Below are 12,817 nucleotides of genomic sequence, written 5' to 3'. Positions count from 1 at the left end.
CGTCTGCGGTCATGCGCTGACCAGTTCGCGGTGGACGTGTGCCAGCACCCTGGGCAACTCCTCCACCCGCCGGATACGTTGCGAGCGGCGCGGTCCGAAGACCTCGGGCAGCGGATCGACGCGGGTCGGTCCGACCCCGACGTAGTACACCGACACGCCGGCGTCGTTGGCCTCCTCCACCGCGTGCGCGGCGTCGGCCCAGGCGTAGCGCCCCTCGTAGCCCTCGTCGGAGACGAGCCCGTCGCCGATCACGATCAGCAGCCGCCGCTCCGACGGCTGCGCCAGCAGGCGGTTGGTGAGGTGGCGCAGCGGTGCGCCGAGCCTGGTGTACCCGCCGGCGGTCAGTCCGAGGCCGCCCGGCGCGACGAAGCGGGCTTCCTCGAACTCCTTGAGGCAGCGCACCTCCACCCGGTGGCGGGTGTTGCCGGTGAAGACGAAGATGCCGTGCCGCTCACGGGCGTTCGTCATGGCTCGCGACAGCGCGTCGGCACAGGTCAGTTCCAGCCGGAAGATCCGGCCCCCGTGCACACCCAGCGACGAACTGCCGTCCAGCAGCAGGGCGGTGCTGACGTCGCGGTGGCGCGGCAGCAGTTCGCGGAACACCCGCGGTTCTTCGGCTTCTCCGGTCCTGCGGTCCATGTAGTGCCGGACGTACTGGTCGACGTCGAGATCCGAACCGTCCTCCAGGCGACCGGTCATGGCGCGGTGGGTGTGCTCCTCGAACCACTTCCGCAGATCGGCCGACTCGATTCTCGACTCGCCGACCTGTGCGTCGCGCGCCCGCTCCAGCACGGCGACATGATCGGGCAGGAACCTCTTGGTCCACGCGTTCCACTCGGGGTACGGGATCCCCGGGCGGTGCTCCGGGGTGATGTCGAGGTCGCTCTCGTCAGGCCGGCTCGGCGGTGGCAGGTTCGGGTTGCGGACACCGCCGTCGCCTCCCACCGGCACCGAGTGTGGTTGCGGCATCCGCTTCTGAGTGGAAGTCCACGGCAGTCGGCCGAACTGCCGACGGAACTTGTCGACGAGTCCGGCGGGCGACGTGTACGCCGACGGCAGCCGCCCAAGCAGTGGATCGTCGACGAGTTCGGTGCGGCGCTGCGCCATCTCGACGGCCCGCTCGATCATGGAACGAGCGTCCATGTCGGCGTCGCCCGCTTCCAGCGCGGGCACGGCGCGGCGGAGCTCCGGCATCAGGCCAGGCCACCGGGCGGCCACCCAGCCGAGGGCGACGCCCGCCTCGACGAGCGTCAGCGCGTGCAGTTCCCGTCCGGTCAACTCGTTGAGCCGGTAGCCGGCCAGCCGATCCTTCGACGGGGCACACTGCAGTGCGATGCCGCAGGTCAGGGTTCGCCTCGACCAGTCGCGCACCGTCGGTGGATACGGAACGTGCACGAAGGTACGGCCCGCGTTCAGGCTGAAGGCGCGGTGCGTGCCCGTCACGAGCCGCACACCCTCGCGGCGTTCGTCACTCAGCGCCACCGCCGTCAGCGAGCAGCTGCGTTCCATCTCGATTGCAGGCATGTCGGCAAGTCCGGTCACGGTCGGCCACCTCCGGTGACCTGCGGAGGGCGGCGCCCGGTCAGAAGGTCCCGATGTTGGAGAACATCCAGTACCAGAACCAGATGATGAGTCCTGTTCCGCCCCATGCGGCGACGTAGCGCAGAATCTCCCAGATGTAACCCATTGTGCGGCTCCCTCGTTGTGGGTTCGGAGGTCGGTGGCGGGTCGCAGGGGCGGATCGGTGAAGGTTTCACCGGACCTCCAGACCCCGCACCGCGGAGGCGACCAGCTTGGCCAGCACGGCGTCCCTGTTCGCGGGATCGTCGGTCGCGGTGAGCACTCCGTAGATCCCGAGCAGATAGAACACGGCGCTGTAGAAGGCGTCGACCTGTGGGTGCAGCACACCCTCGCCTCGCGCCCGTTCGATCTCGCGGACCAGCAGCACGATCACCGGGTGGTCGGTCCAGCCGTCCGGTTGCGGACGTGACGGCGAGAAGTGCGACGCGAGAATGTCTTTGAAGAGACTCTCACCGAGTCGTTGCTGGAGACCGGTGACCAGCCGAGCGACTTCCGTCAGCGTCGCGGCCAGATCGTGAGGGCTGTCCAGGAACCGGGCGAGTTCGGCTGCGACCCGCGACTCCTCGCGGCGCTCCAGTTCGAGCAGCACATGCTCCTTGGTCGGGAAGTGGAAGTAGAACGTTCCGTGGGCGACGCCCGCCGCGGCCACGATGGTGGACACCTCGGCGCCGGCCATGCCCGACCGGGTGAACTCGGCGACCGCCGCGCCCAGGATGCGCTCCCGCGTCTGACGCCTGCGCGTCTCACGCGTGGTCGGCTTGAGTTGTGCCGTCATGATGCGATCAGTTGTAACGCTTTTACTGATTCAAGTCAATGACTAGCTTCGCTGTGACGATCTCGGAACACAGGAATCCGCTGCAAACGCCATGTCTCGCCTGCACAGCTACGACCAACCCGCCTCGATCACCGATACGTGTCAGTGACTCATATCGGCCACAAAGACCCGGACGCAGCCTGTGACGGCTGCTGTCAATCCGAGAAGATCTCGCGGTTCACCGTGTGCAGATAGGGGATGGCGAGGAACGGGGTGATGTAGAAGATGTCGTAGAGCCACCAGCCGATGACCGGGAAGACCACGCCCGCGAACCGGACGTCGGCGAACATCGTCATGTTGAACACGTAGGTGGTCCAGATGACCACGCCCATCCAGCAGGTGATGATCATCCACTGGTGGCCCCACCGCTTCATCTGCAGGAACCCGATCGCCGCGGCGATGCGCATCGTGAAGACGGTGAGGATCATCCCCACCTCCATCGCCTTCTCCCCCGGACCCGCCGCACCTCCGAGCAACAGTTCGTTGTAGTGCCAGAAGTAGCCGGCGTCGAACATGTTGCCCCACCCGTTGAGCAGGACGCGTGCCAGCAGAGTGTGATTCGCCACCAGGTCAAGTGCCCAGCCGACCGTGTTGATGGCGGCGTCGATGATGACCAGGTAGCCGATCAGGGTGACGATCATCGGGCGTACCGACAGCCCATCGCGGGCAGCCTTGCGCAGCAGCCACACCCCGCGCAGGAACAACGGCAGGCCGAAGACCCCAAGAGCCGCGGTGCCGATCAGCAGGGAACCCGAGATCAACCACTTGTCGGCCTGGCGTTGCGCCTGCTGCGACCGTTCGTGGTGGTCCTCGAACGACAGCCCCGCCTTCGGCGGCGCCGAACTCACCGAGGACTTGCCCCTGCGCCCGCCGCCCCGCAGATTCACCGTTGGCAGATTCACGACCCCTCCTACCGACCGCCGACGGGCTCGTCATTCCGGTGCACAGGCACCGGCCGCCAGACTACTGGCTGACTATAGTCATCAAGCCTGGCGCGATGGAAGGCCGGCGACTCCGTTCAGCGGGTCGGTCAGCGGGCGGACGCCGCCCGCAGGCTGCGCAGGGTCCGGATCATGTAGTCGTCGAGCAACGCCCGGCGTGTCGGCCAGTCGTTGGTGGTGACCAGGAGCGCGTACAGGCCGAGGAGGAAGAACACCGCGCTGTTCATCGAGTTCACGTCGGAATCGATGTCGCCCCGCTCGCGGGCCTTCTCGATCTGCTCGGCGACGAGCACGATGATGGGGTGGTCGTCACCGTCCTCGGCGGGAGGGCGGGTCTGCGAGAAGTGCAGCGCCAGGAAGTCTTTGAACAACGAGTCGCCCAGGCGGCGCTCGAGTCCGATGATCAGCCTGGCCGCTTCGTTCAACGCCGACGGCAGATCGGACTTGGACTTGAGGAACTGGCCGAGTTGTTTGGCGATGCGGTCCTCTTCACGGCGCTCGAGTTCGAGGAGGACGTGCTCCTTGGTCGGGAAGTGGAAGAAGAAGGTGCCGTGGGCGACGCCCGCGGCGGCCACGATCGCCCCGACGTCCGCGTCGGCCATCCCCGACCTCTTGAACTCGGCGATGGCGGCGCCCATCAGGCGTTCCCTCGTCTGCAACCGCTTTGCCTCGCGCGCGGATAGACCGTTCGCCACCGCCCTACCGTTCTGCCGTGTGCCGACCTGAGCAGCCGCATCCAGCACGGCTGAACCATCGACAGTAGCGTCTCCGCCTCCCGGTCCGGGTCGGCTGCGGGGCAAGTGGCTGGTCGTGCCGGTTCTTCGCACGTCCGCGACCGGCCGGCGCTCGGGATCGATGATCGTTCGCGCATTCCACTTACTGACTCAAGTCATCGAATGTAGGGTGGGTCGCAGTCCCGTCGAACGTCCTCAGGAGCAACATGGCACTCGAGCAATTCAACCTGGACGGCCAGGTCGCGATCGTCACCGGCGCCGGACGCGGCGTCGGCGCGGGCATCGCGAAGGTGCTCGCCGAAGCCGGGTGCACGGTGGTCGGTACGGCTCGCACGGAGTCGGAGATCGTCGGCACGATCGGCGAGATCGAGTCCGAGGGCGGTACCGGCCTCGCCCTGGTGGCCGATGCGATCAGCCGTGAGGACGGCGAACGCGTGGTGAATACCGCGATGGAGACCTTCGGCCGAGTGGACATCCTGGTCAACAATGTCGGCGGCTCCACCTACGGGCGATTCCTGGACATCACCGACGAGGACTTCCGGCACACCTTCGACTGGTGTGTCACCTCGGCGTTCATCATGAGCCAGCTGGTGGCTCCGCACATGCTCGACGCCGGTCACGGCTCCATCGTCAACATCTCCTCGGGCTCAGCGCGTTTCGGGATCCGTGCGCTCGCCGCCTACTGTGTGGCCAAGGGCGGCCTCGAGGCGCTCACCCGCGCGATGGCGCAGGAACTCGCACCGAAGATCCGGGTGAACGCCATCGCACTCGGATCGTTCGCCACGGCGGGACTGCAGGGCAGCCTCGACATGATGCCCGGCTCGCTGGAGCGGATGCAGGAACTCACCCCGCTGCACCGGCTGGGCGACGTCGCCGACCTCGGCAGGCTGACCGTCTATCTCTGCACCAAGGACTGCTACGCCACGAACGCGACATTCCACGTCGATGGCGGCATCGACTCGAACAACTCGCCGCTGCCGATCCCGGACTACTGACGCTCTGCTAGTCCCCGAGGTAAGCGTCGGCCCATGCGCCGATGATGCGGCCGGCACGGTGCGCCTGCCCGGGGCCGGTGAGCAGGTGCTCGGCGCCCTCGAGCGAGACGAAGCTGCGCGGGTGTCGCGCGGTGCGGAAGATCTCGCTGGCGTTCGCGATGCCGACGGTGTTGTCGGTCGGCGAGTGCAGGATCAGCAGCGGCATCCGCAGCTCGCGGATCTTGTCGCGCAGGTCGGCCGCCCGGACGTCTTCGACGAATGCCCGTTTCAGCGTCAACGAACGGCGTCCGGCCATCCACTCCGCGCTGCCCTCGGCCAGCACCCGCTCCACCACGGCGTCGTACTGCTTCTCAGCGTGCGCGGGGTCGAACGGGGCGCAGACGGTGACGACGGCCCGCACGCCGGGGCACTCCCTGGCGGCGGCGATCACGGCCGCTCCGCCGAAGGAGTGTCCGATCAGGATGTCGGCCGGGGTGCCGCTGTCGGCCATGAATTTGCAGGCCTGCACGATGTCGGCGACCTTGTGGGTGAACGACCCGTCGCCCCAGTCCCCCTCGGAGTCGCCGAGGCCCAATGCGTCGAACCGCAGCATGCCGATTCCGTCCTTCGCCAGCTGCTTGCAGATGCGCGCCGCCGCGGGCGAGTCCTTGCCGAGGGTGAATCCGTGGGAGAAGACGCCCCAGCCGCGGGGCTCGCCGGCGGGCCGCTCGATGATGCCCGCGAGTGTCGGCCCGGTGGAACTGGAGAAGGTGACGCGTTCGGCCATGCCGGTGGTCTATCACGACTGACGCGGTCGACACCTGTCAACCGTCACCGGACGTACCGCAGGAACACGAGGTTGCGACCGAGCGTGCGGTTGTCGACCAGTTGCAGGCGCGTCGCGAAGGCCGTCGCGCCGAAGAGGCGCGCACCCGTGCCGACCACGACGGGATACACGGTGAGCCTCAGTTCGTCGACGAGGTCGCTGTCGATGAGCGCGTGCACCAGTTGGGCACTGCCGTAGACGACGATGTCGCCGTCGACCGTGCGTGTCAGTTCGGCGACCGCGGTCGCCACCTCGCCGTGCAAGACCGTCGCGTTGTTCCACCGGGGCTGCGGTGATGTCACGGAGACGACGTACTTGGGCATGCTGTTCAGCCTGTCCGCCCAGTCGCCGCTGCGGGCCGGCCACCGCGCCGCGAACCACTCATCGCTTCGCCTGCCGAGTAGCAGCGCCTGCGCCGTGCGGGCCTCCTCGAGCATCAGCCTCGTCCACGCGGCGCGGTCGTCGTCGCCTGCGGCCGAGAACCAGCCGCCAAACGCGAAGCCCTCCTCTCCGGTGGGGTCTTGGATGACTCCGTCGAGCGTGATGTTCTCGCTGACGACGATTCGTCCCATGGATGCTCCTCGATCGGTGTTGGCTGTCCCGTGTACTGACACCGTGACGCCGGCGAAGGTGGCGTCAGTCCGGGCGCCCCCTGCGTCCGTCGGCCGGTGTCCATACAGATGTGTGGGAGAAAGAGACGCGATTGGTGGCCGACGACCCGGCGGCGCGGGCGCGTACCGGAGACGGTGACGCGTTCCGCGAGCTGACGGAGCCATATCAGCGCGAACTGCTGGTGCACTGCTACCGGATGCTCGGGTCGTTCCAGGACGCGGAGGACACGCTGCAGGAGACGCTGCTGGCGGCCTGGCGGGGGTTCGCGACCTTCGAGGGGCGGGCCTCGCTGCGCACATGGCTCTACCGGATCGCCACCAACCGATGCCTCAATGCGCGGCGGACGGCCGGTCGACGCCCCGCGTCGGCTTGGGACGTGCCGGGTGTGGTGCCGCGGGAGCCGAGCCGGCTCGGTGAGGTCGTCTGGCTCCAGCCGTTTCCCGACGCCCTGCTCGAGGGTGTCGTCGACGCGCAGCCGGGTCCGGAGGCCCGCTATGCGCAGACCGAGGCCATCTCGCTGGCGTTCGTGACGGCGCTCCAGCTCCTGCCGCCCCGCCAGGTGGCGGTGCTCGTCCTTCGCGACGTGCTCGGGTTTCGCGCCGACGAGGTGGCCGCCATGCTCGACTCGACCGTCGACTCGGTGAAGAGCGCACTCAAACGGGCGCGGGCCGGCGTTGAGCAGCGCCGGCCGGGGACCGCAGTCCCGCCGTCCACCTCCACCGGCACGGTGGTGGCTCGATTCGTCGACGCGTGGGAATCCGCCGACGTCGGCGCACTGGTGACCCTGCTGACCGACGACGTCTTCATGTCGATGCCGCCGATGCCGTTCGAGTACGTCGGGCGGGATCTGGTCGCGGAATTCTGCGCCGACATCTTCGGTGCGGGACGCCGCTTCGACCTGGTGCCGACGCGGGCGAACGGGCAGCCGGCGTTCGGCGCCTATCTGCGCGCACCCGGCGGCCTCCGGCACGGCACCGGCGTCTACGTCCTCACCCTCGCCGGCGACCGGATCAGCGCGATGACGCGGTTCGACAACTCCGTGCTCCCGTCGTTCGGCCTGCCGCGGTCGCTGCCATAGCCGTCGTCCCCCCCTTGTGCCGGGCCTGTCGCGGCGTGACGATAGGCCGATGCCGGACACCGCACGCATCCTCGTCCTCGGGTCGGGGTTCGCCGGGCTGTGGGCGGCACTGGGCGCCGCCCGGCGGCTCGACGAACTCGGCATGCCCCGGGACGCAGTCGACGTGACGGTGGTGAGTTCGCAGCCGTATCACGACATCCGAGTGCGCAACTACGAGGCCGACCTCGCGCCGTGCCGAATCCCGTTGCCGCAGTTGCTCGATCCGGTCGGCGTCACCCATGTCACCGGCCAGGTGGCGGATATCGATTCGTCAGCGCGACGCGTCGGCACCACCGACGGCGCCACGCTGGGGTACGACCGCCTGGTGCTCGCGGTGGGCAGCCGGGTGGTGCGGCCGGAGCTTCCCGGCCTGGCGGAGTTCGGATTCGACGTCGACACGTACGACGGGGCGATGCGGCTGCAGGATCACGTCCGCAAGCTGAACCCGGACGACCCGGCAGCGGCGACAGCGGTGGTCGTCGGGGCGGGCCTCACCGGCATCGAGATCGCCTGCGAGCTACCGCAGATGCTCGCCGCCGCGCTCGGCGTCACGCCGCGGGTGGTACTCGTCGACCACAATCCGCACGTCGGTTCGGACATGGGCGATTCGGCACGGCCCGTCATCGAGGAGGCGCTGGCCGCGAACGGCGTGGACACAGTCACCGGCGTCCGGGTGACCGCTGTCGGCGAGCGGGGCGTGACGTTGTCGACCGGCGAAGAGATCCCCGCCGCAACCGTCGTGTGGTGTGCGGGCATGCGGGCCAACCCGTTGACCGAGCAGTTCGGCGTGCCGTGCGACCGGCTGGGCCGGCTGCCCGTCGACGACTTCCTGAGGGTGCAGGGCGCGACCGGTGTGTTCGCCGCGGGCGATGTGGCCGCGGCCCGTATGGACGACGAACACCTCTCGGTGATGTCGTGTCAGCATGGTCGGCCGATGGGCCGCTATGCGGGATACAACGTGGTCGGCGACCTGCTCGGCGCCCCGATGCTGACGCTCCGAATCCCCTGGTATGTGACCGTTCTCGATCTCGGTCCGGCTGGAGCGGTGTACACCGAGGGTTGGGATCGCCGGGTCGTCAAGCGCGGCGCGGAGGCCAAAGCCACCAAGCAGGTGATCAACGGCGAGCGGATCTACCCGCCGCTCGACGGTGACCGTGCCGCGCTGCTGGCGGCGGCGGCGCCGGAGTTGCAGGCCGCACCGAAGTGACCAGCGGTCTCTCACTCGTCAACAAACGTTGACGCAGCCACATGTCGTCGTTGGACGCTCGCGTCGGTTCGACGGGGACCACGCCGGCAGCTGCCAAGCTGCAAATGCACAAGACGCGACGGTGTGCACCGGCGGGCCATCGCGGCGCGCCGGTGCCCGCCTCAGGCGGCTGCCGGTGGCGGTTGCGGTTCGAACGGCTCGTACCACCACCAGTCCGCCCGTTCGCCGGTGGGCCCGGGACAGGGCGGTACATCAGGTGGCAGTTTCGTCGGGGGTCGGGCGAGTGACGCCGAACTCAGCTGCCGCCCATCGCAATCGGTCACGACGAGGTGCTGCGCGGGCCCGGTGATGGTGATGCCGCCGCGATGGTGCATCCGGTGGTGATACGGACACACCAGGACCAGGTTGTCCAGCTCGGTGCGCCCGCCGTCCTCCCAGTGCTTGACGTGGTGGGCGTGCAGACCCCTGGTGGCCCCACAGCCCGGCACCACGCAGCACCGGTCACGGTGCTCCAACGCACGACGCAGCCGGCGGCTGATCTGGCGGGTGTCGCGCCCGGACCCGATCACCTGCCCGTGGCGTTCCAACCACACCTCGAACGTGGCGTCACACAACAGGAAGCGCCGCTCGGCGTCGGTCAACACCGGACCCAGATGCAAAGAAGCGACCTGTTCCTTGACGTCCACGTGGGCGATCACAGTGGTGCGGTGTCCGTGCGGGCGCCGCGCCACCTCGGCGTCCCAGCCGGCGTCGATCACGCTCAAGAACGCATCGACGGTGGTGGGCATCGGCGGAACCTGCTCCGACGCGCCAGCGCCCTCGCCGTCGGCGTGGTCGCGTTTCCAGTCAGCGACCATCCCGTCCAGATGTGACTGAACGGCGGCGTCGAGCTTCGCCGCCTCCAGATGGGGCAGCCAGATCCGGTAGCAGGTGCCCTTGTCGTCGGTGGACTTGCTGTATGACGGTGCGGGTTCAGGCCTGGGGTCGGGTTCCGGTTGGGGTGGGGGTTCGAGCTTGATCGCGGTGCGCAACTGGTTCACCGTCGCTGCGGTGACCAACTGGGCGTAGTGCGCATCCGAACCCGGCCCAGCCTTCTCGGCGATCACCCCGACCTGATCGAGTGACACCCGACCGTCACGCAAGAGTTGGGTGCAGCGCGGCAATTCCTCCCACCGCTGCGCGACGGCGGTCACGATTTCAGCGTTCCTCGGTGACGAGCCGGTCTTCCACGCCACCATCGCCGCCACCGACCGCGCGCCCGTCATGCCCCACAACCCGTCGCGATCGATCTCGGCGACGATCTCCACCAACCGCCCGTCGATCGCATTGCGTTGACCGCACAACTCCGCGATCTCGTCGAACAACTCCGCCAACCGGTCCTTCGGCCTCGCCGAAGGAGCGAAAGACGTTGCGCTCGAGGACATGAACCCATCATCGCAGAAGGGTCCTACAATTCTAATTCACGAGAAGCGGGGCGACATGCTCGGGCCGCCATGACTCATTTCGGCTTCTTGTTGCCGTTCCCGTTGCCTCGGCCGTTGCCATTGCCCTTGGGGCGCTTCTGTTCCTGGGTCGCCTGTTCGATCACGGGGGCGGGTGCCGGCTGAGGTTCGAACACCGGTGCCTGGTCGACCACCGGCCCCTGCTCAACCACAGGCGCCTGCTCGACCACGGGAATCTGCTCGGCCACCGGTGCCTGCTGGAGGACGGGCGACGGCACGGCCGTCGCGCTGATCGGGGCGATGTTCGGCGTGCTGACGCTGACGGACTCCGGTCGGGTCGGCGCCGGCGTGGACGGCGATTCCAGGGTGAAGACCACCACCGCGATGGCCAGCGTCCCCATCGCGGCCGCGGCGCCGACTGCCTGCCGGGATCGGTTGTGCGACCGGCGATGTCCCGTTGACGGCAGAACCACTGTGTCGAGCGATGAGTCGGCCCGGGCGACCGGCGCTTCGACAGGAGGCATCACCCATCGACGATGCGGGATGGTGGTGACGGGCGGCGGCACTGCCTTGCCGGTCAACGCTGCCAGCATCGCGTCCGCACTCGCGAAGCGTTGCCGTGGGTCCCGTGACATCGCCCGTTCGACGACCTGAGCCAGGCTCGGATCGAGGTCGGGACGAAGTTGGGTCAGGGGTGTTGGCTGCTCCTCGACGATGGCGCGCGCCAGGGGCGCGATGTCCTCTTGGTCGAAGGGTTTGCGACCGGCGAGCGCCTCGTAGCCGACCACGCCCGCGGCATAGAGGTCGTCGGCGACCGACGCCGGCTCTCCGGCGAGCCGTTCGGGGCTGAGGTAGGCCAGCGTCCCGACGATCTGACCCGTCGTGGTGTGGGCGGCGCCCGGCGTCTTCGCGATCCCGAAGTCTGCCACCTTCACCGCGCCGGATTCGGTCAGCAGGATGTTGCTCGGCTTGATGTCGCGGTGCAGCATGCCTTCGCCGTGTGCGGCCGCCAGCGCGGAGAGCACACTGCGCATCACGGTCGACACCTGAGCCTGGGGTAACGGGCCGCACTCGATCTGGTCGCCCAGGGTGTCCCCCGGCAATCGCTCCATCACGATGAACGGTGTCTTGTCTTCGTCGCCGAAGTCGTACACCCCGACGATATGAGGATGATTGAGCGCCGCGGCCGCGCAGGCCTCGATCTTGAAACGGTCGCGGATCTCGGGTTGCGCGCTCAGGTGGGAATGAAGAATCTTGACGGCGACCGGTCGGTTCAGGCGGATGTCCCAGCCGTCACGCACCTCGGCCATCCCGCCGAAGCCGAGGACTTCTCCCAGCTCATAGCGGTCGCCCAGAAGCCCACGACCCTCCATGGCGAGCAGATTTCCCGCGCTGACGCGTGTGTAAACCCTCAGAGAAAACTTAGGAGTCTGCCAGCTCTGCGTCAGCTGCATCGCCGCCCGGATCATGGTGCCCGCGTCGCAGCCGTTCAGCGAGCCAGATTCTCGAGTCGTGGGTCACGCAGAGCGTCCCCGCGCTAGTCTCTGCCGATGATTGCGGGCGAGAAGGCGCCTGACTTCACTCTCTACGACCACACCGGCCGTCCTCGGACACTGTCCGAGTTCCTGCACGACGGGCCGGTCGTGCTGTTCTTCTTCCCGATCGCGTCCTCCCCGATCTGCACGGCCCAGGCGTGCCATTTCCGGGATCTGAGCGACGAGTTCGCCGCGGTGGGCGCTCAGCGGGTCGGCATCAGCACCGACACCGTCGACAGGCAGGCCCACTTCGCGCAGCAGCGGTCGTTCGATTACCCGCTGCTGTCCGATTCGGACGGCGTGGTGTCCGAGCTCTTCGGGGTGCGCCGAGGCAGGCTCGCCAGGCTGCGTGGCTCCGTCGTGCCGCGTACGACGGTGTGGCGTGGCCGGCACACGCGGCGTCGAGGGTTGCTGGGCCGATTCATGCCGGTCAGACGCGCCACCTTCGTCATCGACACCGACCGCACCGTGCTCGAGGTCATCTCCAACGAGGTGCGCGCATCGGTGCACGCCGACCACACCTTGCGTTTCCTGCAGAACCGCGACGTACTCGAGCGGCGCGACGCCGCGCCGTCCACCGAGACGCCAGGCCGTGACGACACGAGTGTCGAACTGCCGCTGGAGGCTTTCGTCGAAGCGGCCGACACCGCGGAGCCGCCGTATTGGCCGAAACACGATGTGCGGGGCCAGGTCCTGACGTGTTGCGGGCAGAGCCGCTCGGTCGCGGAGATCGCGGCGCACCTGTCCCTACCGCTCGGCGCGACACGGTACCTGGTGGGCGAGCTGGTGACCCAGGGTTATCTGCGGGTGCAGGCCATCCCCGGTGACTCGATGACGATCGCCGAGCGACGTGAACTGATCAGACGGACGCTGCAGGGCCTGAGGGCGCTCTGACGAGCCTTGTCCGCCGTAAAGACGGTCGTACTCACTATTCGATCTGAGTGGAGCTAAGGGGATTCGAACCCCACCGCTGACCTGGACAAATGCTAACGACCAGCGGTTTGGGTCCGGCTCGATTCAGTTCGTTACGGATC

12 protein-coding genes and 1 pseudogene are annotated in these 12,817 nt (G+C 68.1%); 5 read left to right on the top strand and 8 right to left on the bottom strand.

Going from position 1 to position 12,817, the window contains the following annotated elements:
• Positions 1 to 9: 9 nt before the first annotated feature.
• The 4 genes from ACPCHZ_RS27125 to ACPCHZ_RS27110 all read right to left on the bottom strand — a co-directional run bounded on the left by ACPCHZ_RS27125 (position 10) and on the right by ACPCHZ_RS27110 (position 3,974).
• Positions 10 to 1,542, bottom strand: coding sequence for a nitric oxide reductase activation protein NorD (locus ACPCHZ_RS27125; RefSeq protein ID WP_423487580.1), 1,533 nt, complete (start codon positions 1,540 to 1,542; stop codon positions 10 to 12).
• A 211-nt stretch (positions 1,543 to 1,753) separates the two neighbouring features.
• A complete protein-coding gene (locus tag ACPCHZ_RS27120; protein WP_423487579.1) occupies positions 1,754 to 2,356 on the bottom strand; it encodes a TetR/AcrR family transcriptional regulator in 603 nt (200 codons plus the stop codon).
• Between the two features lie 194 nt (positions 2,357 to 2,550).
• Positions 2,551 to 3,243: a hypothetical protein gene (locus ACPCHZ_RS27115; RefSeq protein WP_364973607.1), complete on the bottom strand. Its 693-nt coding sequence runs from the start codon at positions 3,241 to 3,243 to the stop codon at positions 2,551 to 2,553.
• 182 nt (positions 3,244 to 3,425) lie between these two features.
• Entirely contained in the window at positions 3,426 to 3,974 is a 549-nt protein-coding gene (locus ACPCHZ_RS27110; protein ID WP_423487578.1) for a TetR family transcriptional regulator, read from the bottom strand.
• Positions 3,975 to 4,276: 302 nt separating this feature from the next.
• Here ACPCHZ_RS27110 and ACPCHZ_RS27105 point away from each other — a divergent pair, with 302 nt between their 5' ends.
• A complete protein-coding gene (locus ACPCHZ_RS27105) occupies positions 4,277 to 5,065 on the top strand; it encodes an SDR family NAD(P)-dependent oxidoreductase (protein WP_423487577.1) in 789 nt (262 codons plus the stop codon).
• Between the two features lie 7 nt (positions 5,066 to 5,072).
• Here ACPCHZ_RS27105 and ACPCHZ_RS27100 read toward each other — a convergent pair whose 3' ends face one another.
• Positions 5,073 to 5,831: an alpha/beta hydrolase family protein gene (locus ACPCHZ_RS27100; RefSeq protein ID WP_423487576.1), complete on the bottom strand. Its 759-nt coding sequence runs from the start codon at positions 5,829 to 5,831 to the stop codon at positions 5,073 to 5,075.
• Between the two features lie 44 nt (positions 5,832 to 5,875).
• A complete protein-coding gene (locus ACPCHZ_RS27095; RefSeq protein WP_423487575.1) occupies positions 5,876 to 6,442 on the bottom strand; it encodes a dihydrofolate reductase family protein in 567 nt (188 codons plus the stop codon).
• Positions 6,443 to 6,573: 131 nt separating this feature from the next.
• On the opposite strand from ACPCHZ_RS27095, the gene ACPCHZ_RS27090 reads away from it, so the two are divergent.
• The gene (locus ACPCHZ_RS27090) at positions 6,574 to 7,560 is read left to right on the top strand and encodes a sigma-70 family RNA polymerase sigma factor (protein ID WP_423487574.1); all 987 of its coding nucleotides are present in this window, start codon (positions 6,574 to 6,576) and stop codon (positions 7,558 to 7,560) included.
• A 49-nt stretch (positions 7,561 to 7,609) separates the two neighbouring features.
• Entirely contained in the window at positions 7,610 to 8,806 is a 1,197-nt protein-coding gene (locus ACPCHZ_RS27085) for an NAD(P)/FAD-dependent oxidoreductase (protein WP_423487573.1), read from the top strand.
• Between the two features lie 161 nt (positions 8,807 to 8,967).
• Here ACPCHZ_RS27085 and ACPCHZ_RS27080 read toward each other — a convergent pair whose 3' ends face one another.
• Both ACPCHZ_RS27080 and ACPCHZ_RS27075 read right to left on the bottom strand, forming a co-directional pair.
• Positions 8,968 to 10,230: a DUF222 domain-containing protein gene (locus tag ACPCHZ_RS27080; RefSeq protein ID WP_423487572.1), complete on the bottom strand. Its 1,263-nt coding sequence runs from the start codon at positions 10,228 to 10,230 to the stop codon at positions 8,968 to 8,970.
• A 74-nt stretch (positions 10,231 to 10,304) separates the two neighbouring features.
• Positions 10,305 to 11,702 (bottom strand): protein kinase domain-containing protein, encoded by a 1,398-nt coding sequence (locus tag ACPCHZ_RS27075; RefSeq protein WP_423487571.1) that lies wholly within the window; start codon positions 11,700 to 11,702, stop codon positions 10,305 to 10,307.
• A gap of 96 nt (positions 11,703 to 11,798) precedes the next feature.
• On the opposite strand from ACPCHZ_RS27075, the pseudogene ACPCHZ_RS27070 reads away from it, so the two are divergent.
• Positions 11,799 to 12,326: pseudogene (locus tag ACPCHZ_RS27070) on the top strand (peroxiredoxin); the annotation flags it as partial.
• The gene (locus tag ACPCHZ_RS27065; RefSeq protein ID WP_423487699.1) at positions 12,306 to 12,677 is read left to right on the top strand and encodes a DUF742 domain-containing protein; all 372 of its coding nucleotides are present in this window, start codon (positions 12,306 to 12,308) and stop codon (positions 12,675 to 12,677) included. The pseudogene ACPCHZ_RS27070 and the gene ACPCHZ_RS27065, both read left to right, overlap by 21 nt.
• The last annotated feature ends 140 nt before the right edge of the window (positions 12,678 to 12,817 follow it).

Source organism: Mycobacterium sp. NPDC050041 (genome assembly GCF_049541695.1).
In the GTDB taxonomy this organism is placed as follows: domain Bacteria; phylum Actinomycetota; class Actinomycetes; order Mycobacteriales; family Mycobacteriaceae; genus Mycobacterium.
This window is presented reverse-complemented; position numbering and strand designations above follow the sequence as displayed.